25 protein-coding genes and 1 tRNA gene are annotated in these 23,865 nt (G+C 66.1%); 6 read left to right on the top strand and 20 right to left on the bottom strand.

The features are described 5' to 3' along the window. Positions 1 to 76: transfer RNA gene (locus tag LU493_RS16770), tRNA-Glu, on the bottom strand. A 165-nt stretch (positions 77 to 241) separates the two neighbouring features. Here LU493_RS16770 and msrB point away from each other — a divergent pair. From msrB to htpX, 4 genes are all read left to right on the top strand, one after another. Further along, positions 242 to 643: a peptide-methionine (R)-S-oxide reductase MsrB gene (gene msrB, locus LU493_RS16765; protein ID WP_275288949.1), complete on the top strand. Its 402-nt coding sequence runs from the start codon at positions 242 to 244 to the stop codon at positions 641 to 643. A 100-nt stretch (positions 644 to 743) separates the two neighbouring features. After that, positions 744 to 1,703 carry a ribosome biogenesis GTPase YlqF gene (gene ylqF, locus LU493_RS16760; RefSeq protein WP_275288948.1) on the top strand — a complete coding sequence of 320 codons (960 nt, stop codon included), beginning with the start codon at positions 744 to 746 and terminating at the stop codon, positions 1,701 to 1,703. Between the two features lie 56 nt (positions 1,704 to 1,759). Continuing rightward, complete coding sequence (locus LU493_RS16755) at positions 1,760 to 2,989, top strand: pyridoxal phosphate-dependent aminotransferase (RefSeq protein WP_275288947.1); 1,230 nt, start codon at positions 1,760 to 1,762, stop codon at positions 2,987 to 2,989. Positions 2,990 to 3,115: 126 nt separating this feature from the next. Then, positions 3,116 to 4,015 (top strand): protease HtpX, encoded by a 900-nt coding sequence (htpX, locus tag LU493_RS16750; RefSeq protein WP_275288946.1) that lies wholly within the window; start codon positions 3,116 to 3,118, stop codon positions 4,013 to 4,015. A gap of 67 nt (positions 4,016 to 4,082) precedes the next feature. Here the strand turns inward: htpX and pdxB are convergent, their stop codons facing one another. After that, a complete protein-coding gene (pdxB, locus tag LU493_RS16745) occupies positions 4,083 to 5,261 on the bottom strand; it encodes a 4-phosphoerythronate dehydrogenase PdxB (protein ID WP_275288945.1) in 1,179 nt (392 codons plus the stop codon). Between the two features lie 123 nt (positions 5,262 to 5,384). Here pdxB and LU493_RS16740 point away from each other — a divergent pair, with 123 nt between their 5' ends. Continuing rightward, on the top strand, positions 5,385 to 5,666 hold the full coding sequence (locus LU493_RS16740) for a hypothetical protein (protein WP_013331766.1): 282 nt from the start codon (positions 5,385 to 5,387) through the stop codon (positions 5,664 to 5,666). Here LU493_RS16740 and LU493_RS16735 read toward each other — a convergent pair. The 15 genes from LU493_RS16735 to LU493_RS16665 form a co-directional block, all read right to left on the bottom strand. Continuing rightward, complete coding sequence (locus tag LU493_RS16735; protein ID WP_275288944.1) at positions 5,663 to 6,487, bottom strand: sulfurtransferase; 825 nt, start codon at positions 6,485 to 6,487, stop codon at positions 5,663 to 5,665. The two genes, LU493_RS16740 and LU493_RS16735, sit on opposite strands and share 4 nt — an antisense overlap. Next, complete coding sequence (locus tag LU493_RS16730; protein ID WP_275288943.1) at positions 6,484 to 8,682, bottom strand: ATP-dependent helicase; 2,199 nt, start codon at positions 8,680 to 8,682, stop codon at positions 6,484 to 6,486. The genes LU493_RS16735 and LU493_RS16730 overlap by 4 nt, the downstream gene beginning before the upstream one ends. Beyond that, a complete protein-coding gene (locus LU493_RS16725) occupies positions 8,679 to 9,233 on the bottom strand; it encodes a DUF1285 domain-containing protein (protein WP_275288942.1) in 555 nt (184 codons plus the stop codon). The genes LU493_RS16730 and LU493_RS16725 overlap by 4 nt, the downstream gene beginning before the upstream one ends. 75 nt (positions 9,234 to 9,308) lie before the next feature. Beyond that, positions 9,309 to 10,136 (bottom strand): TatD family hydrolase, encoded by an 828-nt coding sequence (locus tag LU493_RS16720; protein WP_275288941.1) that lies wholly within the window; start codon positions 10,134 to 10,136, stop codon positions 9,309 to 9,311. 57 nt (positions 10,137 to 10,193) lie between these two features. Then, positions 10,194 to 11,183, bottom strand: coding sequence for a DNA polymerase III subunit delta' (locus LU493_RS16715; protein WP_275288940.1), 990 nt, complete (start codon positions 11,181 to 11,183; stop codon positions 10,194 to 10,196). After that, the gene (gene tmk / locus LU493_RS16710; RefSeq protein ID WP_275288939.1) at positions 11,180 to 11,833 is read right to left on the bottom strand and encodes a dTMP kinase; all 654 of its coding nucleotides are present in this window, start codon (positions 11,831 to 11,833) and stop codon (positions 11,180 to 11,182) included. Before tmk ends, LU493_RS16715 begins: the two co-directional genes overlap by 4 nt. A 162-nt stretch (positions 11,834 to 11,995) precedes the next feature. Then, positions 11,996 to 13,000, bottom strand: a complete 1,005-nt coding sequence (mltG, locus tag LU493_RS16705; RefSeq protein WP_275288938.1) for an endolytic transglycosylase MltG — start codon at positions 12,998 to 13,000, stop codon at positions 11,996 to 11,998. Further along, positions 12,997 to 13,818, bottom strand: coding sequence for an aminodeoxychorismate lyase (gene pabC, locus LU493_RS16700; protein ID WP_275288937.1), 822 nt, complete (start codon positions 13,816 to 13,818; stop codon positions 12,997 to 12,999). The genes mltG and pabC overlap by 4 nt, the downstream gene beginning before the upstream one ends. A 35-nt stretch (positions 13,819 to 13,853) precedes the next feature. Next, positions 13,854 to 15,092 (bottom strand): beta-ketoacyl-ACP synthase II, encoded by a 1,239-nt coding sequence (gene fabF, locus LU493_RS16695; protein ID WP_275288936.1) that lies wholly within the window; start codon positions 15,090 to 15,092, stop codon positions 13,854 to 13,856. A 248-nt stretch (positions 15,093 to 15,340) separates the two neighbouring features. Next, positions 15,341 to 15,574 carry an acyl carrier protein gene (gene acpP, locus LU493_RS16690; protein ID WP_013331755.1) on the bottom strand — a complete coding sequence of 78 codons (234 nt, stop codon included), beginning with the start codon at positions 15,572 to 15,574 and terminating at the stop codon, positions 15,341 to 15,343. Between the two features lie 124 nt (positions 15,575 to 15,698). After that, positions 15,699 to 16,442 carry a 3-oxoacyl-ACP reductase FabG gene (gene fabG / locus LU493_RS16685; protein WP_275288935.1) on the bottom strand — a complete coding sequence of 248 codons (744 nt, stop codon included), beginning with the start codon at positions 16,440 to 16,442 and terminating at the stop codon, positions 15,699 to 15,701. A 31-nt stretch (positions 16,443 to 16,473) separates the two neighbouring features. Continuing rightward, positions 16,474 to 17,445 (bottom strand): ACP S-malonyltransferase, encoded by a 972-nt coding sequence (gene fabD, locus LU493_RS16680; protein WP_275288934.1) that lies wholly within the window; start codon positions 17,443 to 17,445, stop codon positions 16,474 to 16,476. 5 nt (positions 17,446 to 17,450) lie between these two features. After that, positions 17,451 to 18,575, bottom strand: a complete 1,125-nt coding sequence (gene plsX / locus LU493_RS16675; RefSeq protein ID WP_275288933.1) for a phosphate acyltransferase PlsX — start codon at positions 18,573 to 18,575, stop codon at positions 17,451 to 17,453. A gap of 38 nt (positions 18,576 to 18,613) precedes the next feature. Next, positions 18,614 to 18,784 carry a 50S ribosomal protein L32 gene (gene rpmF / locus LU493_RS16670; protein WP_275288932.1) on the bottom strand — a complete coding sequence of 57 codons (171 nt, stop codon included), beginning with the start codon at positions 18,782 to 18,784 and terminating at the stop codon, positions 18,614 to 18,616. Positions 18,785 to 18,816: 32 nt separating this feature from the next. Further along, a complete protein-coding gene (locus tag LU493_RS16665; protein ID WP_275288931.1) occupies positions 18,817 to 19,344 on the bottom strand; it encodes a YceD family protein in 528 nt (175 codons plus the stop codon). Between the two features lie 110 nt (positions 19,345 to 19,454). Here LU493_RS16665 and LU493_RS16660 point away from each other — a divergent pair, with 110 nt between their 5' ends. Continuing rightward, positions 19,455 to 20,048 (top strand): Maf family protein, encoded by a 594-nt coding sequence (locus LU493_RS16660; protein ID WP_275288930.1) that lies wholly within the window; start codon positions 19,455 to 19,457, stop codon positions 20,046 to 20,048. Between the two features lie 251 nt (positions 20,049 to 20,299). Here LU493_RS16660 and sppA read toward each other — a convergent pair whose 3' ends face one another. The 3 genes from sppA to LU493_RS16645 form a co-directional block, all read right to left on the bottom strand. Then, positions 20,300 to 21,388: a signal peptide peptidase SppA gene (sppA, locus tag LU493_RS16655; RefSeq protein ID WP_275288929.1), complete on the bottom strand. Its 1,089-nt coding sequence runs from the start codon at positions 21,386 to 21,388 to the stop codon at positions 20,300 to 20,302. 204 nt (positions 21,389 to 21,592) lie between these two features. After that, a complete protein-coding gene (locus LU493_RS16650; protein ID WP_275288928.1) occupies positions 21,593 to 22,246 on the bottom strand; it encodes an HAD family hydrolase in 654 nt (217 codons plus the stop codon). A 12-nt stretch (positions 22,247 to 22,258) separates the two neighbouring features. Further along, entirely contained in the window at positions 22,259 to 23,206 is a 948-nt protein-coding gene (locus LU493_RS16645; RefSeq protein ID WP_275288927.1) for an RluA family pseudouridine synthase, read from the bottom strand. Positions 23,207 to 23,865 lie beyond the last annotated feature (659 nt).

Raw genomic sequence — 23,865 nt, 5'->3', positions numbered from 1 at the left:
TGGCGTCCCATAGGGGGTTCGAACCCCTGTTACCGCCGTGAAAGGGCGGTGTCCTGGACCACTAGACGAATGGGACGTCGCTCGCCTCGTCGAGGTGGCGCGTATATTACTCAGCGCCTTGAAAAGAGTCAACCCCGAACCCCATCCCGTTGATTATCAACCCAACGTTGGCGATGCTGACTGGAAAAAACGACCGACTTGAATGTCACAATGAAGTGCAGGCACGACGAGGAGACCGCCCATGCGCAAGAAGATCGAGAAGAGCGACGCCGAGTGGCGCGAAGAGCTGACGCCGGAGCAATACCACGTCACTCGCGAGAAGGGTACCGAGCGTCCCTTCACGGGTGACTACCAGGTCACCGAGGAGCACGGCATCTATCACTGCGTGTGTTGTCACGCGCCACTATTCGAGAACGAGCACAAGTTCGAGGCCGGCTGCGGCTGGCCCAGCTTCGACCGACCACTCTCCTCGGCATGCGTGGAAGAGCAGACCGACAGCAGCCACGGTATGCAACGCATCGAAGTGACCTGTGCACGCTGCAATGCCCACCTCGGCCACGTCTTCCCCGATGGCCCGCCGGAAACCACCGGACAGCGTTTCTGCATCAACTCGGTCGCCCTGGACTTCCACTCCGGTGAATGAGGGCGCACGCCCTGAAACGGCCGGCCATCTGCTATGATGGTCGGCCGTTTTCTTATTTCATCACTGAACGTCATCGCGACAAGACAAGCAGGAGGGGTCGATGCTCGGCTGGTACCCGGGACACATGAACAAGGCGCGCCGACAGATCCTCGAGGCGCTGCCGGAAATCGATGTCGTGATTGAAGTGCTCGACGCCCGCCTGCCCTACTCCAGCGCCAACCCCATGCTGGCGGAGCTGACCCGTCACAAGCCGGTGCTCAAGGTGCTCTCCCGGGCCGATCTCGCCGATCCCGAGCGGACTCGCGAATGGACGAACCACTTCGACGCCCAGCCCGATGTCCGCGCCCTGGCCGTGACCACGACCCAGGCTCGGGAGCTCAAGCGCGTTCCCAGGCTGTGCCATGAGCTGGCCGGCCAGGTCCGCGCCGATCGCGACGTGCGAGTCATGGTCATGGGCATTCCCAACGTCGGCAAGTCGACGCTGATCAATGGCCTGGCCGGACGGACCATCGCCAAGACCGGCAACGAGCCGGCCGTCACCAAGCGCCAGCAGAAGGTGCGCATCGCCGGCCAGGTGGCGCTCATCGACACCCCCGGGGTGCTGTGGCCGAAGATCGAGGATCAGGCCTGCGCCTATCGCCTGGCCGCCAGCGGCGCCATCCGCGACACCGCCATCGACTATGTGGATGTGGCGGTGGTGACCGCCGCCGAGCTCGCCAGACGCTATCCCGAGGCCCTCTCGGCCCGGTACAAGCTCAAGGAGCTGCCGCCCTACCGGTCGAATCCCGAGGCCGAGCGCATCGAGGCCGACGGCGATCCCGGCCCCGACCTGCTGGCACAGGCCGGCTTCGACGGTCACGCCATCCTGACCCGCATCGCCGGCAAGCGCGGCGGCCTGCGCGCCGGCGGCGAGGTGGACCTGCATCGCGGTGCCGAGGTGCTGCTCCACGAGCTTCGCGATGGCAAGCTGGGCCGCCTGACCCTCGAGACACCTGCCGATATCCCGGCACCCGAGGAAGACCAAGAAGAAGACGCCGCGACGGACTCGACCGGCGACTAGGCGACACGCAACGCCTCATCATCCCGGCCATACCTGGACACCCCTGGAAGCACGACATGGATACTGCCCCACTCGACAAATCGCACAAGCTCGACAGCGTCTGCTACGACATCCGCGGCCCGGTGCTCGAACACGCCAAGCGCCTGGAGGACGAAGGCCAGCGAATCCTCAAGCTGAATATCGGCAATCCCGCGCCGTTCGGCTTCGAAGCCCCCGAAGAAATCCTCCAGGACGTGATGCGCAACCTGCCCACGGCCCAGGGCTACTGCGACTCCAAGGGGCTGTACTCGGCCCGCAAGGCGATCATGCAGGAGTGCCAGCGCAAGGAAATCCCCGGCGTCGGCATCGAGGACATCTATATCGGCAACGGCGTCTCGGAGCTGATCGTGATGGCCCTGCAGGCGCTGCTCAACGATGGCGACGAGCTGCTGATCCCGGCCCCCGACTATCCGTTGTGGACGGCGGCGGCCAACCTCTCCGGTGGCCGTGCCGTACACTACCTGTGCGACGAGCAGTCCGACTGGGCACCGGACATGGCGGATATCCGTGCCAAGGTGACCAGCCATACCCGGGCCATCGTCATCATCAACCCCAACAACCCCACCGGCGCCGTCTATCCCCCGGAAGTGGTCAGCGAGCTGCTCGACATCGCCCGAGAGCACGACCTGGTGGTGTTCTCCGACGAGATCTACGACAAGATCCTCTATGACGGCGTCGAACATGTCGCCACCGGCTCCCTGGCCTCCGAGGACCAGCTGGTGGTGACCATGAACGGGCTCTCCAAGAGCTATCGGTGTGCCGGCTTCCGCAGTGGCTGGATGACGCTCTCGGGGACCCTGGCCAAGAAGCGCGCCAGCGACTTCATCCAGGGGCTGACCATGCTCGCCTCCATGCGTCTGTGCGCCAACGTGCCGGCCCAGCACGCCATCCAGACCGCACTGGGCGGCTATCAGTCGATCAACGACCTGATCCTGCCCGGCGGCCGGCTGCTCGCCCAGCGCGACATCACCCACGAAAAGCTCAATGCCATTCCCGGGGTCAGCTGCACCAAGCCCAAGGGGGCGCTCTACGCCTTCCCGCGCCTGGATCCCAAGGTCTTCAACATTCAGGACGACCAGCAAATGGTGCTCGACCTGCTGCTCCAGGAGAAGATCCTGCTGGTCCAGGGCAGCGCCTTCAACTGGCCGGAACCGGATCACGTACGCATCGTCACCCTCCCCTGGGTCGACCAGCTCGACGATGCCCTGGAGCGCTTTGCGCGCTTCTTGTCACGGTATCGCCAATAGATGAACACAGGCTTTCGCCACGCTTGAAACCCGCGGCGAAAGCCCGTATCTAATGCAAGGCTTTCCATCGCCGCGCCCGCCCGATCCCCGAACGGGCGCGACACTCTCGACGGGAGATATCCGGCAATGATGAGAATCCTGCTCTTTCTGGGCACCAACCTGGCCGTCATCCTGGTCGCCAGCATCACCCTGCGACTGCTCGGAGTGGAGTCCTATCTCTCCGAAAACGGCATGAACATGACCGGGTTGCTGATCTTCTGCTTCATCTTCGGCATGGCGGGCTCGCTGGTGTCGCTGTTCATCTCCAAGTGGATGGCCAAGCGCTCCACCGGCACCGTGGTCATCGAGTCGCCCTCCAACGCCACCGAGAAGTGGCTGGTCGACACCGTGGCGGAACTGGCACGCGACGCCGGCATCAAGACGCCCGAGGTCGGTATCTTCCCGGCCCAGCAGTCCAACGCCTTCGCGACCGGCTGGAAGAAGGACGATGCCCTGGTGGCGGTCTCCGCCGGTTTGCTCAACCGCATGAAGCCCGAAGAGATCCGCGCCGTTCTGGCCCACGAGATCGGCCACGTGGCCAACGGCGACATGGTCACCCTGGCGCTGATCCAGGGCGTGCTCAATACCTTCGTGATGTTCTTCGCGCGCGTCGTCGCCCAGCTGGTCGACAGCTTCCTGCGCAAGGATGACAACGGAGGGCTCGGCTTCTTCGGCTACTTCGCGGTGGTCATCGTCGCCGAGATCGTCTTCGGCCTGATCGCCTCGGCCATCGTCGCCTGGTTCTCGCGCTTCCGCGAGTACCGCGCCGACGCCGCCGGCGCCAGCCTGGCCGGCAGCGGCGCCATGATCAATGCCCTGGCGCGGCTCAAGGCCGAGACCCAGATGCCCGATCAGATGCCGGACACCATGACGGCCTTCGCCATCACCACCGGCCAGTCACGCCGCCTGATGGAGAAACTCTTCGCCAGCCACCCGCCGCTGGACGAGCGCATCCGCGCCCTGAAGGAAGCCGCCTATCGGCAGTAAAGGAACCCGGCGGCAGTAACAGCGGCGAGCCACGAGCGGCGAGATACGAAACGCGGAGGCGACACGCTCAAGCGTTGCACTCACCGCTCGAATCTCGTTGCTCGTGGCTCGTGATTTGGAACCCCGCCGCCGCCAGCGGCCCGGCCAGGTCGGCGGCGGCGTCTTCGAGCCCCACCTCGAGAGTCGAGAATTCCCGACGCAGCGGGTAGTTCGCTCGGCAGGCATCGAAACCCTCCGCCATTCCCGCGTTGCGTACCCGATGCCGGAGGGCGTCATGGTCGCGACGCGGATCATAGACGGCGCGCATGCACAGCCGCAGCGCCTCCTCGACCTCGAGCCCGGCATCCAGCACGAGGCGCGACACGGGAGGCGTCGGCATCAGCGCGTCCTCGCCCAAGCGGGCGGGCAGCCCGACATGGCGCGCCAGGGCACGATAGATCCGGTGCGTGCCACGCAGCTTGCCATCCAGGCTGTAGCCGGCGACATGCGGCGTAGCGAGTGTGGCCAGGTCACGCAGGGCCGCATCGATGCCGGGCTCGTTTTCCCAGACATCCAGTACCGCCGCAATATCGCCCCGCCCCGACAGTCGCGTTCTCAGGGCCTGGCCATCCACGCAGTCGCCCCGGCCGGCGTTGAGCACTATCGTATCGGGCGCCAGCTCGGCGATACGGCGGGCATCGAGCAAATGATGCGTCGCATGCGGACCGTCCGACACCAGCGGCGTATGCAGGCAGAGCACGTCACAGCGGTCGATCAGGGTGTCCAGGTCGACGAACCCCGTGTCACCATCCGCCTCGGCGCGTGGTGGATCACAGGCCAGGCAATCGATGCCCAGCGCCTGGAGTCGCGCCAGCAACCGCCCCCCGACATTGCCGACACCGATGATGCCGATGCGACGCTCGGTGAGCCGGAAACCGCCCCTCTCGGCCAGGGTCGACAGACTCGCCAGCACGTAATCGACCACCGCCTCGGCGTTGCATCCGGGCGCGCTGGCGAAGCCGATCCCGCGTTCGGACAGTGCCCGGGTATCGACATGATCGGTGCCGATGGTACAGGTCCCGACGAAGCGCAATCGCGAATCGGCCACCAGGTCCTCGTCGACCCGGGTGACCGAGCGCACCACCAGGGCATCGGCATCGCGTACCGTCGCGGCATCGATCTCGCGTCCGGGCACGCTGACCACCTGGCCCAGGGCACCGAAACAGCGCCGGGCTTCGGGAACATTGGCATCGACGATGATCCGCATGGTGGTATCCTCCCGCCCCGACCCGTCGGCTTTGAGCCCCGGACACAAGGCCTTACAATAGCGTTCATGTTACATGAGCGGTGCCGCCAGCGCCGCCGCCACACCACCAACACCGGAGCCATCGTGATCGTCCGCTGGGAAACCGACCATGACTATGTGCTGATACATGTCCATCAGGACATGTTCGGCGACTGGATATTCAGCCGCGCCTGGGGGCAGATCGGCACCCAGTTCGGCGGCCTGAAGCATCAGCTCGCCGACGACCACGCCCAGGCGATGATGTGGCTCGACGACGAGGCCACCATCCAGACCTCGCGAGGCTTCCACAAGGTTCTGGAAGCCGACGATCATAGCCCCGAGGGGCAGGATGCCGTGAGGCAGCTTTCCTTGCTCGACTCCGCCTAGTCACCAGTGGCGATGGACCTCGCCGGATCCCGAATCCACTCGCTCCAGGAGCCGACATAGAGCCTGGGTAGCGGCAGGCCCGCCACGGCGCAGGCCAGGATATTGTGGCAGGCGGTGACGCCGGAGCCACAGTAGCTGATGACCTCGCTCGCCTCCGGCAGTGCCTCGCGCAACGCCGCCGATGACTTGAAGCGCCCCCTCTCGTCCAGGTTGTCCGCGCTGGGCCGGCAGCGCGCCCCGGGAATATGCCCGGCCAGCGCATCCACCGGCTCGCTCTCGCCGCGAAAGCGCGCCCGGGAACGTGCATCGAGCTTCATCGCCCGGCTGGAGAAGACCTCGTCGGCCTCGACCCAGGTGCCATCATCGAAGGTGGGCGCCCAGTCGCTCGGCTCGATGCCCGCTTCCTCGCCCTCGACCAGCGAACCGCCCGCCTCTCGCCAGGCCGGCAGCCCGCCGTCGAGCACTCGTACCTGCGGGTGTCCTGCCCATTGGGCCAGCATCCACCAGGCGCGCGCCGCGGCGAGCTGCCCACCCATGTCGTCGTACACCACCACCGCGCGGCCGGGCCCGACCCCGAGCCGTCGCAGCGTCGCGGCGAAGGTACCGGGTTCGGGCAGCGGGTGCCGCCCCCGCACCCCGGCCGGCGACGCCAGGTCACGGTCGAGGTCGAGATGACGGCTGGCGGGCACATGACCGTGGTGCCACAGGCGGGCACCGGCCTCGGGATCCCCGAGTCGCGCCCGACAGTCCAGCACCACGGGGGCCTGCGGCCCCTGAAGCCAGTGGCGCAGCGCATCGGCACCGATCAGGACATCGCTCATGCGTGTTCTCCTTCCAGCAGTTCGATGGGGGCTCGACTGGCGATCAGGCGCCGCCGCCCGGCCTGGAGGAAGCGTACCTCGATCACCGGGTTGGCCGGGTCGCCCTCCACCACACTGATTTCCCCCTGGCCGAATACCGCGTGGTTCAGCCGCTGGCCGACCCGGTAGTCGGCACCGCGCTCGGCGATGCCCGGTGTAGTGGCGGCCTCGATCGGCAGGTCGATCAGGGAATCCGGCGACAGGGCCGACAGGTAGCGGCGCACCAGGTCGGGCCGGGTCACCGCGACGGACGTCGTCTCTTCGGAGGCCGCCAGGCGCTGCGCTACATGCTGGCCATCCTGCCAGGCGGTTTCGGCGAGGAAGCGACTTGGCCGGTGATCGCCGCCATCGTGCAGCATCACCAGGCGTTCCCGGGCCCGGGTGATCGCCACGTAGAACAGCCGTCGTTCTTCCTCGAGCCTCTGGGGACTCAGCGGGTTGTCCCGGGTATAGTGCGGAAAATCTTCCTCGTTGGCACCGGCCAGCACCACCAGCGGCCACTCCAGTCCCTTGGCGCCATGCACCGTGTTGATCAGGACACCATCGTCTCGATTCTCCACCGGCCGTCGCAACAGGTCGGTGAAGGCCGCCAGGTCACTGACCTCGTTGGCCTGTTCGATGAGGACATCCAGCAGGCGCACGTCCTCTTCGCCCTTGTCACGCCGCGCGGCGGCACGCTTGAGCACCTTCTCGGCCTCCACCGCCTCGATCACGTGCTCAAGCAGGCGAGCCGGCGACCACGCCGAACGCCCGGGCAACTCGCACAGCAGCGCCCAGCGGCGCTTGAGGGTACGCCGCTGGTGGGGCTTGATGCCGTCCAGCAGGGGGTCGTGGCGTTCGGGCCAGCGCTGGGTCTCGGCCAGGCGAGCCGCCAGTGCCGACAGGCGCTCCCGGGGAACAAAGGGCGTCGGCTGGGACAGCAACGTCAATAGGTGGCCGGGGTCCTGCAACAAGGAAGCATCCCGGGCCAGCATCAGATACCCCGCCAGCGCCTCGACCAGCGGCAGGCGAAAGACGAAGCGATCCTCCCGGGCCAGCCGGAAGGGTATGCCGGCACGCAGCAGCGCCAGTTGCAGGGGCACCGACAAGGCCCAGCTGCGTACCAGCAGACTGGCCTCCGCAAGCCCCCTGCCCTGGCGCTGCCAGTCGGCGAGTTCGTCGAGCAATGCCTGACTGCCCTGGTTCACCGACAGCGTGGTCGCCGGGTTGTCGGGGGCGGCCAGGCAAATCTGGTCGGGACGACGCCGGTTGGCATCGATGGCATGGTTGGCCACCAGGGCCAGGGCATGGCCATGCCGAAAGGTCGTCGACAAGGGGTAGTCATGGGCGTCGCCGAAGGTCGCGGTGAAGTTCTCGAGCATGGTATCGGGATGGGCACCGCGCCATTCGTAGATGCACTGGTTGGCGTCGCCCACCGCCATCACCGCCGCCTCGCGCCCCGCCAGCACGGCCAGCAGGCGTTGCTGGGCGACATTGATGTCCTGATATTCGTCGATGATGACGTGATCGAGAAAGCCCTGCACCCGGGCGCGCAGGTCGGCGTCTGCCTCCAGGGCCCGCAGCGGGCGATAGATCAGATCGGCATAGGTCATCAGACCGTGATCGGCGAGCAGGGTCTCGGCCTGCTCGAAGGCGCCCACGAAATGCTCGGTGCCATCGCCGAAATCGAGCCGCGCATAGAGCTCGGCGGGCTCGGCCATTTCCGCCTTCACCAATCCGCAGAAGTGCGCCAGGGCTTCCAGCTTGTCGGCGTCCAGGGCGGTCTCGCGCGCCTCTGGCGCGCCTTCCAGGGCATTCAGCGAGGCCTGGCGCAGCAGGCGCTCCAGTTGCCAGTCGGCGGTCAGCAGCTGACGCGACGCCAGCACGCCCCAGCGGGTCAAGCTCTGGCTGAGACGATGCCCCAGGGAATGGAAGGTCCGCACGTCGGGTAGCCGCTGCCCTGCCGGCGCCATGGCCGCCAGGCGCACCTGAAAGTCCTCGCGGGCGGAACGGTTGAACATCAAGACCAGCAGGCGCGACGGGGCGACACCGCGCTCGAGCAACGTCAGTACCCGCGCGACCATGGTGGTGGTCTTGCCGGCACCGGCGACCGCCGCGACCCGGGCATGCCCCTGGTCATGCGCCACGACGGCGCGCTGTTCCGACGTCAGCTTCATGGCGCCTCGCCGTCCAACCGCCCCAGGGGGTGCCAGGCGCCGCCACTGGTCAGCCCCAGCCAGGGCGTCCCCTGCTCGTCGGCACGCTCCTCGGCCTGCTCGATCAACCGATAGAAGAGATTACGCCCGAGCCGCGCGGCGAGCCCGAAGCGCACCGGCACTTCCGGGACCCACTCGCCACGTGGCGTGGCGGTGATGCTCAAGCGGTGAGTGTCGTCGAGCCGCACCCGATCGCCCAGATTGGTGACGACATGCCAGTCGCCCTGGTCGTCGCGCTCGGCATCGACGGCGATGAAGGCCAGATCCTCGACGCGAATGCGCTGCTTCTCGATGGGCGTCACCAGCCAATGCGAACCATCGTCCTCACGCCGCAGGATGGTGGAGAGCAGACGCACCAGGCGCGGCCGAGCGATGATGCCGCCCTCGTGGATCCAGCGCCCATCGGCGGCGATCAGCAGGTCCATCTCGCCGGCATGTTCGGGCGTCCAGCGATCCACCGGCGGAATCCCGCCCGAGACATCGATATCGGCCATGAGGGAATCCAGATGCATGTGCACTCCTGAGGACGGCGATGGGCGGACAAGGCACGCGAGTCCCGGCCTGTCTGCAAGGCAGACGAGCGCGGGTCAGACCAGGCCGGCCCTGGCCAGTGACTGACGCACCTCGTTCGAGGCCTCGGGCGCGGCCGCCTTGAACAGTCGATAGAAATTGGCGGCGGTCTGCATGGCGACCTCCTCGACGCTGATGCCGCGTTCGGCAGCGATGCACTCGGCCACTTCCACCACCCAGGCCGGTTCGTTGGGCTTGCCGCGATGAGGCACCGGCGCCAGGTAGGGGCTGTCGGTCTCGATCAGCAGGCGGTCGAGGGGCAGGCGTCGCGCCAGCTCGCGGACCGAGGCGGCATTGCGAAAGGTGACGATGCCCGACAACGAGATATGAAACCCCTGGCCGACGGCCTCGCGGGCCATGTCCAGGTCCTCGGTGAAGCAGTGCAGCACGCCGCCGACGGCCGGGTCGACATGCTCGCGTATCAGCGCCAGAGTGTCTTCCCGGGCCTCGCGGGTATGAATGATCACCGGCAGGCCCAGTTGGGTGGCCGCGATCAGGTGACGACGAAAGCGCTCGTACTGCACGTCGCGCGGCACGCCGTCGTAATGGTAGTCGAGCCCGGTCTCGCCGATGGCCACGGCGCCATGGCCGTCGGCAGATTCCATGATCGCCTCGACGCTCGGCTCCTCGGGCACCTCGTGCAGGGGGTGAACACCGGCGGAAATCACCACATCATCGTGCTCGCGAGCGAGCGCGGCGAGACCGGGCACCCCGTCGAGCGTGGTCGCGATGGCCAGGAACTGGCGCACGTCACGGGCACGGGCCGCGTTCAGGGCCGCCCCGACATCACCGTCATGGGTGCGGGGATCGAGGCGGTCGAGATGACAGTGGGAATCGACAAACATGCGCTAGCTTCACCGGTTTGAAAATGAAAGGAGCACCGTCCGGTGCCATGGCGTCGATCAAGACCTGAGCAACGCCGCCCAGCGCACCAGCCAGGCTTCGAGCACCAGTTGGGGATTGGGATTGTTTCCCTCGGCCAGCAGGCGTCGTTGTTCGCGAGCATAGTCCAACAGCCGGAACCAGTCCCGGACCCGGGCATTCTTGACCGCCTGGCGGTACAACGGCAGCAGGTCGGGATTGCGCAGCTCGGCGGCGACACCGGACAACCCGAGGCGAATCAGGTCCTCGAGCCAGGCGATACCGTACCACAGGATGGCGTCGACCGACTGCCGGTCCAGCCGCGCGGCCTCGGCGACCGGCTCGGCGCCGCGCACCAGGGCATCGAAGGTTTCGTGGAGCTGTTGTCGCAGGGCCCGGGATTCCGGATCGGCCAGCTCCAGGGCCCTCAACGGCAGCCCGCCCGAGGCACGCCACCAGAAACGCGCATCGTCCTCGCCGCCGAGCCGTTCGCCCAACCAGGCCAGGCTTTCCGTCTCGTCGGCCTGCGCCAGGCTCCATTGCTGACAGCGTGAGCGAATGGTCGGCAGCAGATGCGAGGGAATGTCCGACAACAGCACGAACAATGTCTTGCCGCCGGGTTCCTCCAGGCTCTTGAGCAGGGCGTTGGAGGCCGCCACGTTCATGGCTTCCGCCGGCGTGATGACGATCACCCGATAGCCGCCCTGCTGGGCGGTCTGGGCGACGAAGGTATTGATGTCGCGTACCGGGCCGATGCGAATCTGACGCTTGCCCTCCTCGGGTGACACTCGCATCAGGTCCGGATGGTAACCGGACGCCAGCATCCGGCAGGCGTGGCAATGGCCACAGGCGAATTCGCCGGGCGCGGCGCACAGGGTTCGGGCGATCAACGCCTCGGCCAGCGACTGCTTGCCGATACCCCGCGGCCCGGCAAACAACAGGGCGTGCGGCAGGCGACCGGCATCGGCGAGGCGCGTGATCTCCTTCCAGCGCTCCGCCAGCCAGGGATAGGGACGCACGATATCCGTCATGCCCACGCCTCCAGGCGGTCATCGAGCAGGGCTCTCAGCTCGTCCTGTACCGCGTCCAGTGGCTGATCGGCATTCACCACGCATACGCGTTCCGGTGCCGACTCCGCTCGTGCCAGATAGGCGCGGCGGACGGCCTCGAAGAACTCGACGCGCTCGCGCTCGAAGCGGTCTCGCTCGCCTCCATCGCGATCCAGGCGCCCTTCCAGGCGACGCTGGGCCGCTGCCATGGGCATATCCAGCAACAGCGTCAGGTCGGGCGTCAGACCACGTTGGACGAAGACCTCCAGCTCGGCGATGCGAGAGGCGTCAATGCCACGCCCACCGCCCTGATAGGCGAAGGTCGCATCCGTGAAGCGATCACAGACCACCCAGGCGCCCCGTTCGAGTGCCGGTCGCACCACTCGGGCCAGATGCTGGGCCCTGGCGGCGAACACCAGCAGCAGCTCGGCGTCATCGTCGAGCGGTTCGTTGCCGGCGGGGTCGAGCAGCAGGCCTCGAATGGCCTCGGCCCTCGGGGTTCCCCCCGGCTCTCGGGTGCGTACCACCTCAATGCCATGCGCCTCGAGATGATCGACCACCAGCGCGAGGTTGGTGGACTTGCCCACGCCTTCGCCGCCTTCCAGGGTGATGAAGCGTCCTCGGTGTTGCATGGTAGCGCCTCCTGGCACTCAGAGGGTGTTTACAAACTACTGCGCTCGCCCATGCGGCGTTGAAATCAGCCTCAAAATGCTCATTTACCAACTCGTAAACTCCGCTGTCTCGGCTGATTTCGCCTGGCCTGGCCGTCGCTCGTGACTTTTGTAAACACCCTCTCAGCGGTTGCGAATGTAGCGATTGACGGCGTTGTTGTGCTCGCGCAGGGTGCGCGAGAAATGATGCGTGCCATCGCCGCGGGAAACGAAATACAGCGCTTCGCCCTCGGCAGGCTGCACGGCCGCCTCCAGGGCGGCGCGTCCCGGCAGGGCGATCGGCGTCGGCGGCAGGCCCTCGATCACATAGGTGTTGTAGGGCGTGGCCTCGCGCAGGTCGGCACGAGTGATGTTGCCCTCGTAACGATCCCCCATGCCATAGATCACGGTGGGGTCGGTCTGCAGACGCATGCCCCGCTCCAGGCGACGGACGAATACCCCGGCGATGCGCTCCCGCTCCTCCGGAGCCCCGGTTTCGCGCTCTACCAGCGAGGCCATGATCAAGGCCTCATAGGGCGACTCAAGCGGCAGGTCCTCGGCTCGCTCGGCCCAGGCCGTCTCGAGCTCCTCGTCCATGCGGGTCATGGCCTGACGCAGGATCTCCAGGTCGCTGACCCCCTTGCGGTACCGATAGGTATCCGGGAAGAAGCGCCCCTCGGGGTGTTCGCCTTCGCGTCCCAGCCGCGCCATGATCTCGGCATCGCTCAACGCTCGTGTCTCGTGCTCGAGCTTGTCGGCCGCATTCAGGGCATCGCGCATCTGCCCGAAGGTCCAGCCCTCGGGGACGGTCAGACCGTAACTGACCATCTCGTGGCGACGCAGGCGCTCGAGCAACGCTCGCCCGTCCATGCCTGGCTCGAGCCGGTACTCGCCCGGCCTGAGCCCCGGCACGGCATCGGGCTCGAGACGCGTCAGCAACCGGAAGGCCCAGCCATCCTCGAGCATGTCCTGCTCTTCGAGCTCGGCGATGACCCGATGATAGCCCGCCCCTTCCGGCACCTCGTAGATGAGCGGTTCGTCGATCGGCAGCGGCGCCTCGAGACGCGTTTCCCAGTAACGATATCCACCACCGGCGACCAGGGCGATCAGGATCACCAGTAACGGCAGGAACTTCAGCGCACGCTTCATGCTTCTTCCTCGTCTCGCTCGCCCGACTCACCCTCGTGGCGCGGGTAGCCCAGGAGCGCATGGGCCTCCGCCTGCAACTCGCGATGCGCCCTGCCGACTCTCCAGCACGCCAGCGGCTGTCCCCGTTCGTCATCGAGACGCCGCACCGGCCAGAGGCCTTGCACGGCATTGCCGAGCCAGACGGCCTCGGCACCCTCCAGAACCCCGGGGGCGGCATCCACCTCCTGGATGCCGAGACGCCGACACAGGCCATCTCGCAAGGTACCTGCCACGCCACAGCGCGACAGCCCCGGCGTTTCCAGGCGCCCTTCCCGCCGCCAGAAGAGGTTCATGCAGGTCGCCTCGACCAGATGCCCCTCGCTGTCACACAGCAGGCCTTCGGCGATATCCGGGTCCTGCCACTCGGCACGGGCCATGACATTTTCCAGACGGTTGAGATGCTTGAGACCAGCCAGCTGCGGTTGAATTCCCAGTGCCAACCGACAATGACGCACGCGGACCCCTCGCCACCAACGCTCGGAGGATGGCGAGAAAGGAGTAACGCGCCAACGCAGACGCGGCGAGGGTGTATCGGGGCGCAGGTAACCCCGCCCACCGCTGCCGCGAGTCAGGACCAGCTTGAGCACCCGGAGTCCCTCGCCCGCGCGAGCCGGCAGGGCATCTAGGGTCGAGCGCGACGGCATGGGGATGCCCAGTCGCTCACAGCCCCGCGCGAGACGCGCCATGTGCAGTTCCCACAGCGTCGCGACGCCATCCCGGACCAGGACGGTCTCGAACAGACCATCGCCGTAAGCCAGGCCACGGTCGTCGAAGGGCACGCCTTCTCCGTTTCCGATGTCCTCCGGCGACAGACTCACACCTTCGAGAAAAGCAGAGTGCCGTTGGTGCCGCCGAAGCCGAAGGAGTTCGACAGGCTCACGTCGATCTTCATCTCGCGAGCGCTGTGCGGCACGTAATCCAGCGTGCAGCCATCCTGGAGGTTGTCCAGGTTGATGGTCGGCGGTGCCACCTGGTCGCGAATCGCCAGCACGCTGAACACCGCCTCGACGGCACCGGCGGCACCGAGCAGGTGGCCGATCATCGACTTGGTGGAACTGACGGCCACGTCCCGGGAAGCCGCCCCCAGCACCTTCTCCACTGCACGACTCTCGGCGAGGTCGCCGGCCTGGGTCGAAGTACCATGGGCATTGATATAGTCGACGGCCGACGGCTCGATGCCGGCGTCGTGAATGGCGTTGCTCATCGACATCGCCGCACCGCTGCCATCTTCGGGGGGCGCGGTCATGTGGTGGGCATCGTCGCTCATGCCGAAGCCACTCAGCTCGGCATAGATGGTCGCGCCTCGGGCGACGGCATGCTCGTACTCTTCCAGCACCATGACGCCGGCGCCGTCGGACAGCACGAAGCCATCCCGGTCGCGGTCCCAGGGCCGGCTCGCCGCTTCGGGATCGTCATTGCGGGTGGACAGCGCCCTCGCCGCCGAGAAGCCGCCCAGCCCCAGGGGCGTGGTCGCCATTTCGGCGCCACCGCAGACCATCACGTCGGCATCGCCATAGGCGATGGTCCGGGCGCTGTAGCCGATGTTGTGGGTACCGGTCGTACAGGCGGTGGTGATGGCGATGTTGGGACCACGGAAGCCATGCTGGATGGCCAGGTTGCCGGAGATCATGTTGATGATCGAGCCCGGTACGAAGAACGGGGAAATGCGCCGCGCACCGCCCTTCTGCAGGGCGTTGTGGTTGTGCTCGATCATCGGCAGGCCGCCGATGCCCGACCCGATGGCGACCCCGATCCGATGAGCATTGTCGTCGGTGCACTCGATCCCGGCATCCTCGATCGCCTGGCCGCCAGCCGCCACCCCGTACTGGATGAACAGGTCCATCTTCCTGGCATCCTTGGGATTGAGATAGGGACTGATATCGAAATCCTTCACCGAGCCGCCGAAGCGCGTATTGAAGCCGCTGGCATCGAAGTGCTCGATCGGGGCAATACCGCTCTTGCCGGCGACGATGTTCCGCCAGCTCTCATCGACGGTGTTTCCCACCGGCGTGACCAAGCCCAGCCCGGTCACCACAACCCTTCTGCGAGCCATCAGCTTTCCTCCAGACATCTCAAGATAGTGCAGCCCATCCAGGGGCGTTCATTGCCGGGCATTATACCCGACTCATCGCGCGCTGTACGCCATGCGGCAACCCACGGAAAACGAAGAATATCGAGATATGGCGCGAGCAACGCCAGCATCGGTGTCATGGCCCCATAGCATAAGAGCCGCCCTGCATGGCAGGACGGCTCTCTCCGGGCAATACCCGGACCTTTCAGCAAGCGGGGTCGACCGCGCCCTTACTGGTGGGCGTTAACGTAGTCGATGGCTTCCTGAACGGTGGTGATCTTCTCGGCTTCCTCGTCGGGAATCTCGGTGTCGAATTCCTCTTCGAGCGCCATCACCAGCTCGACGGTATCCAGGGAATCGGCGCCGAGATCCTCGGTGAAGGAAGAAGAGCTCTGGATGTCCTCTTCCTTGACGTTCAGGCGCTCGGCCACAACCTTCTTCACGCGCTCTTCGATGGTGCTCATTATGACGTACTCCAGTCGTTCACGTTAGCCGTTCTGATGACCAGCCGGTTCAAATCCGCAAGCATAAGCTGCGGGGTAGTTTATAGACCGCTCTGGGTCGACGCAACCGCCGCATGCCGCGGCATCAACGCATGTTCATGCCGCCATTGACGTGCAGGGTTTCGCCGGTGATATAGCTTGCCGTCTCGCCGGTCAAAAAGCCCACCGCGGCGGCGATTTCTTCCGGACGACCAAGCCGCGACAGCGGAATCTGGCCGAGCAGCGCTTCCTGCTGGGCCTCGGGCAGCGACTCGGTCATGTCGGTGGCGATGAAGCCCGGCGCCACGGCGTTGACCGTGATGTCACGCGCTGCCACTTCACGCGCCAGCGCCCGGGTAAAGCCTTCCATGCCGGCCTTGGCCGCCGCATAGTTGACCTGCCCCAGGTTACCCATGGTAGCGACCACCGAACTGATGGAAACGATGCGGCCGAAGCGTGCCCGGGTCATGCCGCGCAGGCAGGCCTTGCTGACGCGATATACCGACTTCAGGTTGGCGTCCAGGACCGCGTCCCAGTCGTCTTCCTTCATGCGCATCAGCAGATTGTCACGCGTAATCCCGGCATTATTGACCAGGATGGTCGGCGCACCGAATTCCTCACCGATGGACTTGATCAGGGCATCGACGCTCTGCTGATCGGTGACGTCCAGGCAACGCCCGGCACCTTCGATCCCCTGCTCCTTGAGGTCGGCATCGATACGCTCGGCGCCAGCATCGCTGGTCGCCGTGCCGATCACGATGCGTCCCTGGCGCCCCAGTTCGTGGGCGATGGCGCGGCCGATGCCGCGACTGGCCCCGGTGATCAGGGCGACTCTACGCTCGGTTGTCATGCTCTCTTCCATTCTCGTCCGGGAGAGGGAGTCAGCCGTTGGCCGACGGTGACTGGCCCGCCGCTTCGCGGGCCAGCTCCAGGGCAGTGGCGAGACTGTCCGGATCGTTGACGGACAAGCCCCGACTACCCCGGGCAATTCGCTTGTTGAGGCCGGTCAGCACCTTGCCGGGCCCGCACTCGACGAACACCTCGGCGCCCAGCCCCGACAGGGCCTCGACGCAGGAGGTCCAGCGCACCGGCTGATAGAGCTGTTCGATCAGGCGAGTCCGCAGCGTCTCCACATCGGCATGCGCCTCGGCATCGACATTCTGGATCACGGTGTAGCGTGGCGCACGAAATTCGATCGATGCCATCGCCTCGGCCAGCCGGTCGGCTGCCGGCCGCATCAGGTCACAGTGCGAAGGCACCGACACCGGCAGCGGCATGGCACGCTTGGCACCGGCCTCCTGACAGGCCGAGATGGCGCGATCGACGGCCGCCTTGCTGCCGGCGATGACCACCTGTCCCGGCGCATTGTAGTTGACCGCCGCCACGACGTCGCCCTCGGCGGCCTTCGCGCAAGCCGCCTCGACAGCCTCGTCATCGAGGCCGAGCACGGCGGCCATGGCGCCCTCGCCCATGGGGACGGCGTCCTGCATCGCCTCGCCACGCAGCTTGACCAGACGCACGCCTTCGGCAAAGGGCAGCGCGCCGGCACACACCATGGCGCTGTATTCCCCTAGGCTGTGGCCGGCCATCGCCGCGGGACGCGGCCCTTCCAGCTCCTGCCAGACCCGCCATATCGACACGCTGGCCGTCAGCAGTGCCGGCTGGGTACGAGCAGTGGCGTTGAGCGCCTCGGCGGGCCCTTCCTGGACCACTTGCCAGAGATCATAGCCCAGCGCATCGGACGCTTCCTCGAAGGTGGTGCCCACCACGCTGTAGCGTTCCGCCAGCTCGCGCAGCATGCCGATCTGCTGGGAGCCCTGCCCGGGGAAGATGAGGGCAAGGGGTTGAGTCATGTCGATCACCTTTGCTCTTGTTGACTTGCCTCGCCATCCGCCGCATCCGTGACGGTGGCAGCGAGTGTCCTGGATCCGCTAGCGTCTCGACCGTCATCGACGACGGAGACGCTAGCGGACCGGCGCTGGCCAAGCTCTTCGTCCAGGCAGCCCGGCAGGTCGTGGGCCACTTCTCTGGCCGCACGCGCCACGGCGTAATGGAAGCCGGCGGCATCGGCTCCGCCGTGACTCTTGATGACGATACCATCGAGCCCCAGCAGACTGGCACCGTTGTAGCGCACCGGATCGAGCTCACCACGCAGCCTCGCCAGCGCGGGGCGCGCCAGCCACCCCACCAGCCGGCTGGACCAGTGCGCCTCGAAGGTCGCCTGGACCCGGCGCACCAGCATGCGCGCCAATCCTTCGCTGGCCTTCAGCACGGCGTTGCCGACGAAGCCATCGCACACCACCACGTCGACCTCGCCGGAAAAGATGGCATCTCCCTCGACGAACCCGAGGTAGTGCAGACCCGGCTCTTGCCTGAGCAGTTCATCGGCGCGCTGCACGCTGGCCGTACCCTTGGTGCCCTCGACGCCGACGTTGAGCAGGCCGACCCGAGGGTGCGCCAGGTCATCGACGCGACGCGCCATGACCTGGCCCATCAGGGCAAAGTCCCTGAGCCGTTCGGCCTCGACATCGACATTGGCGCCCAGGTCGAGCAGATAGCAGCGACCCTCGCGCCGCGTCGGTATCGCGGTGCTGATCGCTGGGCGAGGCATGCCAGCCACCATGCCGAGCGCTCGACGAGCAAGCGCCATCAAGGCACCGGTATTGCCGGCACTGACGCCAGCCTCGGCTTCGCCTCGCGCCAGACACCCCAGCATCCCCGCCATGCTGGTGTCATCATGACCACGCAGCACCTGGGCAGGCCGTTGATCCTGGCTGATGACACCGGGCGCATCCACGACGCGTAAACGCGACGACGCCGCGGCGAGAGGCCGCGGCAGCCGGGAGAGCTCGTCGTCCAGGTATCGGGCGGGACCAAACAGCTGGATATCGAGGCCGGAGTCGGCCATGACGGCACTAGCGGCACCCGCCACGGCAGCGCGGGGACCCAGATCCCCTCCCATGGCGTCAACGGCAATCCGCATCTCAGTAATCAGGCGTCATGGCGTAGAGGTCGCCGTCTTCAGGCGTCGACGACCTTGCGACCACGGTAGTAGCCATCCGGCGCAACATGGTGGCGCAGATGGGTGGTACCGGTTTCCTTGTCCTGGGACAGCGCCTTGCCGGTCAGGGCGTCGTGGCTGCGACGCATGCCGCGCTTGGAACGGGTCTTGCGGTTCTGTTGAACTGCCATGAGATATCACTCCAGAGTGAATCGATGAAATATCAGTGTTTGCCCTTGAGGTGCTTGAGCACGTCGAAGGGGCTCTTGGCGGGCGTGTCCGAACCGACGGAACCCGCCCCGCTGCTCAGCTGGTCGCGCGAGACCTGGCAATCGGCCTCGTCGTGGTAAACCACCTGGGGCAGGCTGAGGATCAACTCATCCTCCACCACGGCCAGGAGGTTCAGCTGTTCGTTTTCCACCAGCACCGGTTCATGGGTGCTCGGCAGATCCGCCGCCAGGGAGTCGCTGGTCACCAGCCCCAGCAGGAAGTCGCTCTCGACCTCGCTCGCCATGGGCGACAGGCAGCGTCGGCACGGCAACTGCAACCCGGCCTCGAGATGGCCTTCGATCCCCCGCCGCCCCTGGGCGTCGATGGTGAAGTTCAGCCATACTCGCGCATCACCGTGCTGCTCGCCGACGGCCTCGGCAAGCCTGGGCATATCGGCCAGCGCCACCAGGCCCTCGAGGTGTTCGCCATGGGCAGCGAGCTTGTAGGGCTCGACCCGGCTTGGAAGTCGTGAGGTCAACATAGGCGCGCAATGATAGGCACTCCCCCAGTCCCTGTCAAAGCCGCCATCGTCTCGGGTTACAATGCGCCGCGAGTGCTTCGCCACCCCGTCCCATTCCGCCTGGAGACCCCATGTCACGACTGGTCCTCGCTTCCGGCTCACGCTTCCGCCGCCAACTGCTCGATCGCCTGGACATCCCCTACGCCTGGGCAAGTCCGGACATCGACGAGACGCCGCGCGATGGCGAATCCCCCCAAACGCTGGTGCACCGCCTGTCATTGTCCAAGGCCGAACGACTGGCAACGGACTGGCCGGACCACCTGATCATCGGCTCCGACCAGGTCGCGGTGTTCGACGGCCACCCCCTGGGCAAGCCCGCCGATGAAGCCGAGGCACGCGCCCAGCTGACCGCCTTCTCGGGGCACCGAGTGAGTTTCTTGACCGGCCTGGCCCTGATCGATACCCGACATGCCAGCCACCGAGTCTGTCACGAACGCTACGACGTCGTTTTCCGCCACCTGACCGAGGGGGAGATTGCCCGCTACGTCGATCGGGAACGCCCCCTGGACAGTGCCGGCAGCTTCCGCATGGAAGGCCTCGGCATCACGCTGTTCGAACGCCTCGAAGGCGACGACCCCAACACCTTGATCGGCCTGCCGCTCATCCGCCTCTGTGAAATGCTCCGCGACGCCGGGCTCGATCCCCTGACGAGCCGTAAGCCGTAAGCTGGAAGCTGGAAGCTGGAAGCTGGAAGCTGGAAGCTGGAAGCTGGAAGCTGGAAGGCAGCGTGAACCCCAATGGGATGGGGTCAAGTTTTTTCTTCAAGCTTAAAGCTTACGGCTTATAGCTCCGGGCGAAGCCCGGCAGGTTTTTCTTCCAGCTTCAAGCTTATGACTTCAAGCTCCCGGCGCAGCCGGGGACTTCCAGCTTCAAGCTTACGGCCGCGAAGCGGACGATCTTCCAGCTCTCGCTCCCTTTAGGGAGCGAGTTGATAACGCACCGGTGCCTCGTCGCTCGAGAGCCCCAGCACCGAGGCCATGACGTTGCCGAAGCGTCGCGACAGCCGTTCGAAGGGGTCGAGACGCGGCGTGTAATCCCGGGTGCGGGCCTCGTCCAGGTGACGCCGGGCCACGCCGTCGAGGCTGTCCAGCCGATCCACCAGCCCGAGCCCCAGCGCCTGCTCGCCGGTCCAGATCAGCCCGCTGAACAGGCGTTCGTCTTCGGCCAGGCGATCGCCACGCCCGGCCTTGACGTCATCGATGAACTGCTGATGCGTGGTGGCCAGCACCTCTTGCCAGAAGCGCCGCTGAGTCGGCTCGACGTCCGCGAAGGGGTCGAGGAAGTCCTTGTTCTCGCCGGCCGTGAACACCCGACGCTCGATGCCCAGCCGCTGGATGGCCTGTTCGAAGCCGAAGCCGGCGTGAATCACCCCGATGGACCCCACCAGGCTCGCCGGCGCAGCGATGATCTCGTCCGCGGCCGAGGCAATATAGTAGGCACCACTGGCGCCGATATCCTCGACGACCGCGATGATCGGCTTGTCACCGCTCTCGCGAAGCCGCATCACTTCGTCATAGATCCGCTGTGACTGCACCGGGCTGCCACCCGGGCTATCGATATGCAGCACCACCGCCTTCGCATCGGGCGCCTTCCAGGCACGCTCGATACCCTCGATGACGCGCGAGGCACTCGCCGGTGATTCGCGATCGATCACGCCTTCCACCTCGACCACGCCGAGATGCGGCCCGTCGGTCTCCATCGCGCCCTGAGCGGCGAAGAGGCCATAGAAGGTCAGCGCCAGGGACGACAGGATCAGCAACGCAAAGACGAAACGAAAGAACAGCTTCCAGCGCCGCGTACGTCGCTGCTCGACGAGTACACCGTCGATCCAGCGGTCGAGCATGGCCTGCTCGGCAAGGCGGCGCCGCTCGCGCAGCGTCTCGGCATCGTCACCGTCGACAGACGCGCTCTCGGCCTCGTCTTGCGACCGGGCCTGCCGACGCCGTCGTGCTTCCTCCGCCGACAGCTCCGGCCCCTCGGTCCAGTCGTCATTGTTGTCGCTCATTCTGACCTCGTCTCCCAGACGCTTGCGCAAACTTGCCTATTAACCTGGCAATCAAATAGATCGTCCTGATCGATTTGATTGTCGCCCGCACCACGCTGGCGCAGATGCGTGGATCTCCTGGTGTGGCACGGGCTCGCGCCGGCCTGACGGCCGGCGGCGGCACGTCCCTGTGCCGCGATTAACCCGACATAAAAACTTGCCGGGTTAATAACCGTGAAGCCAGTCGATCAGCTCGGGAAAACTCCCGGCCGTGAACGTCGGCCGACTGGCGGCCAGGCGCTCGGGCTCGTGTACACCGTAAGTCACCGCGATGCGATCCATGCCCAGCGCCCGGGCCATTTCCATGTCATATTCGGTATCGCCGACCATCACCGCCTCATCGACCGCGACGCCGAGCTCATCGAGCAACTCCTCGAGCATCTGCGGATGCGGCTTGGAACGTGTCTCGTCGGCCGTGCGACTGGCATGGAACCAGGCACCACTACCGCTCTCGCGAAAGACGCGATCCAGCCCCCGCCGGCTCTTGCCGGTTGCCACCGCCAGGCGCGAACGATCGCTGGCCCGCAAGCGAGCCACCCCTTCGCTCACCCCGGGATAGAAAGGCATCGGCGTCGTGTCGCCTTCGACAAAGTAATGGGCGTAGCGCTGCTTGAGGGCCTCGGCGCGCTCCGCGTCGATGCCGGGACACAGCTTGGCGATGGCCTCGGGCAGGCCCAGCCCGATGATGTCCCGCACCCGCTCGTCCGGCAACTCACCCCAGCCGATATCGCGTCCGGCAGCCTGCATGCTGGCGACAATCCGGCCCACGGAGTCCATCAGGGTGCCATCCCAGTCGAAGATCATCAGTCGGTAACGCATGGTGTCTCCACGTCATTGAGCCTGGCGGGCACGCGCAAGCACGGCATCGAGCGATTCGCCGAGCGGCGCGCGAATCTGCACCGGCTTGCCGCTGGTCGGTTCGGGAAAGGTCAGCGAGGAGGCGTGCAGGAAGAGCCTGGACAGGTCCCACCGGGCGGCGAGCCGCTGCCCTTCGCGAGAGCCGTACTTGTCGTCGCCCAGCAACGGATGTCCGGCATGGGCCGCATGCACACGAATCTGGTGGGTACGCCCGGTAACCGGCTCCGCCTCCATCAGGGTCGCGCCGGCGAAAGCCTCGCGCACGGCGAAGCGTGTGCGTGCCACCTTGCCGCCGGTGTCGACCCGCACGCGCCGCTCCCCGTTGCCGGCATCGAAGCGATCCAGGCGGGCACTGACGAAGTCGCGACGTGCCGGCCAGCGGCCGGCGACCAGCGCCAGATAGCGCTTGGTCATTTCATGGCGCTTGAGGGCGGTATTGAGCGTCAACAACGCCGATCGCGACTTGGCCAGCAGCAGGCACCCCGAGGTGTCACGGTCCAGGCGGTGTACCAGCTCGAGAAAGTCCAGATCCTCGCGGACCTGGCGCAACGCCTCGATCAGGCCGATCTTGACACCACTACCGCCGTGCACGGCAAGGCCCGAGGGCTTGTTGATCACCAGCCAGTCACGCCCCTCGAGCAGCACGCTGCCGGCCAGCAGGTTACGCAGGTTGTCGCTGACCTCGCGGACCGCCTCGCGAGGCGCCAGCTTGAGCGGCGGAATACGCACCATGTCTCCCGTCGCCAACCGCGAGTCGGCCTTGACCCGCTTCTTGTTCACCCGCACCTCACCCTTGCGAACGATGCGATAGATCAGCGAACGCGGTGCGCCCTTGAGACGCGTCATCAGAAAATTGTCGACCCGTTGGCCAGCCTGGCCTTCGGTCACTTCTACCCATTGTACGTCGCGGCCATCGGCCATGCCGGCTCACTCCACTGAATACCTGCGGAAAGGGAAATACTGAATAAATCGCCGAGCATAGTGAAGCGCGAGGCGCACGGAGCACAGAAAGCGAGACATAACGAGGGGTTAGGCGAGCTTTCGAGCACCGCGTAACGACGCGATTTGCATGCGCAGGCATTTAAGCAGTGTTTCCAAAGGGCGCATTCTATCGCAGTGAGCCCCATCCTGCGCCAATTGCTGGGCACCCCCTTTACTGTTATATTGCCGACTCGTTCCAATGGGTTGAAATGCCCGTGAAGCGCGCCTGCACGACGCACACGCAGGCCGGGACGAAAAGATCAGGCCGCGACGACTCTCGCCAATCCGAGGTCCCGCCGCCGAAGTGAAAGCGATACAACGCCACGCCCGCCCGATCACGTCCGAGATGACGCGATACGAGATCACGGGATACGTACAACATCGTGCCGGAGGCCGGCGTTGGCGAATCGATGAATGCCAGGTGTTGGCGGTGACCGCAGGGCCGGATGGGCGAAGTCCCGCCGAGACATGTCCTGCCTCCGCCCCGTACTCAACATGATCATGCCGTGCCGGCCAGGCCAACCAATCGCCACCGACACGGCCGGGCGCAGTTCCGCATCCGCGACATGCGCTGAGCACAAGCACGCAGCACCCAGCGG

The organism is Halomonas elongata, assembly GCF_029081005.1.
Classification (GTDB): domain Bacteria; phylum Pseudomonadota; class Gammaproteobacteria; order Pseudomonadales; family Halomonadaceae; genus Halomonas; species Halomonas elongata_B.
Note: the sequence above shows the minus strand (reverse complement) of the source record. Positions and strands in the feature narration are given on the sequence as shown.

What these genes read in the sequence shown, in the direction of transcription:
- msrB (WP_275288949.1), top strand. Translation starts at nt 242, where the DNA reads ATGCGCAAGAAGATCGAGAAGAGCGACGCCGAGTGGCGCGAAGAGCTG.
- ylqF (WP_275288948.1), top strand. Translation starts at nt 744, where the DNA reads ATGCTCGGCTGGTACCCGGGACACATGAACAAGGCGCGCCGACAGATC.
- LU493_RS16755 (WP_275288947.1), top strand. Translation starts at nt 1,760, where the DNA reads ATGGATACTGCCCCACTCGACAAATCGCACAAGCTCGACAGCGTCTGC.
- htpX (WP_275288946.1), top strand. Translation starts at nt 3,116, where the DNA reads ATGATGAGAATCCTGCTCTTTCTGGGCACCAACCTGGCCGTCATCCTG.
- pdxB (WP_275288945.1), bottom strand. Translation starts at nt 5,261, where the DNA reads ATGCGGATCATCGTCGATGCCAATGTTCCCGAAGCCCGGCGCTGTTTC.
- LU493_RS16735 (WP_275288944.1), bottom strand. Translation starts at nt 6,487, where the DNA reads ATGAGCGATGTCCTGATCGGTGCCGATGCGCTGCGCCACTGGCTTCAG.
- LU493_RS16730 (WP_275288943.1), bottom strand. Translation starts at nt 8,682, where the DNA reads ATGAAGCTGACGTCGGAACAGCGCGCCGTCGTGGCGCATGACCAGGGG.
- LU493_RS16725 (WP_275288942.1), bottom strand. Translation starts at nt 9,233, where the DNA reads ATGCATCTGGATTCCCTCATGGCCGATATCGATGTCTCGGGCGGGATT.
- LU493_RS16720 (WP_275288941.1), bottom strand. Translation starts at nt 10,136, where the DNA reads ATGTTTGTCGATTCCCACTGTCATCTCGACCGCCTCGATCCCCGCACC.
- LU493_RS16715 (WP_275288940.1), bottom strand. Translation starts at nt 11,183, where the DNA reads ATGACGGATATCGTGCGTCCCTATCCCTGGCTGGCGGAGCGCTGGAAG.
- tmk (WP_275288939.1), bottom strand. Translation starts at nt 11,833, where the DNA reads ATGCAACACCGAGGACGCTTCATCACCCTGGAAGGCGGCGAAGGCGTG.
- mltG (WP_275288938.1), bottom strand. Translation starts at nt 13,000, where the DNA reads ATGAAGCGTGCGCTGAAGTTCCTGCCGTTACTGGTGATCCTGATCGCC.
- fabF (WP_275288936.1), bottom strand. Translation starts at nt 15,092, where the DNA reads ATGGCTCGCAGAAGGGTTGTGGTGACCGGGCTGGGCTTGGTCACGCCG.
- acpP (WP_013331755.1), bottom strand. Translation starts at nt 15,574, where the DNA reads ATGAGCACCATCGAAGAGCGCGTGAAGAAGGTTGTGGCCGAGCGCCTG.
- fabG (WP_275288935.1), bottom strand. Translation starts at nt 16,442, where the DNA reads ATGACAACCGAGCGTAGAGTCGCCCTGATCACCGGGGCCAGTCGCGGC.
- fabD (WP_275288934.1), bottom strand. Translation starts at nt 17,445, where the DNA reads ATGACTCAACCCCTTGCCCTCATCTTCCCCGGGCAGGGCTCCCAGCAG.
- plsX (WP_275288933.1), bottom strand. Translation starts at nt 18,575, where the DNA reads ATGCGGATTGCCGTTGACGCCATGGGAGGGGATCTGGGTCCCCGCGCT.
- rpmF (WP_275288932.1), bottom strand. Translation starts at nt 18,784, where the DNA reads ATGGCAGTTCAACAGAACCGCAAGACCCGTTCCAAGCGCGGCATGCGT.
- LU493_RS16665 (WP_275288931.1), bottom strand. Translation starts at nt 19,344, where the DNA reads ATGTTGACCTCACGACTTCCAAGCCGGGTCGAGCCCTACAAGCTCGCT.
- LU493_RS16660 (WP_275288930.1), top strand. Translation starts at nt 19,455, where the DNA reads ATGTCACGACTGGTCCTCGCTTCCGGCTCACGCTTCCGCCGCCAACTG.
- sppA (WP_275288929.1), bottom strand. Translation starts at nt 21,388, where the DNA reads ATGAGCGACAACAATGACGACTGGACCGAGGGGCCGGAGCTGTCGGCG.
- LU493_RS16650 (WP_275288928.1), bottom strand. Translation starts at nt 22,246, where the DNA reads ATGCGTTACCGACTGATGATCTTCGACTGGGATGGCACCCTGATGGAC.
- LU493_RS16645 (WP_275288927.1), bottom strand. Translation starts at nt 23,206, where the DNA reads ATGGCCGATGGCCGCGACGTACAATGGGTAGAAGTGACCGAAGGCCAG.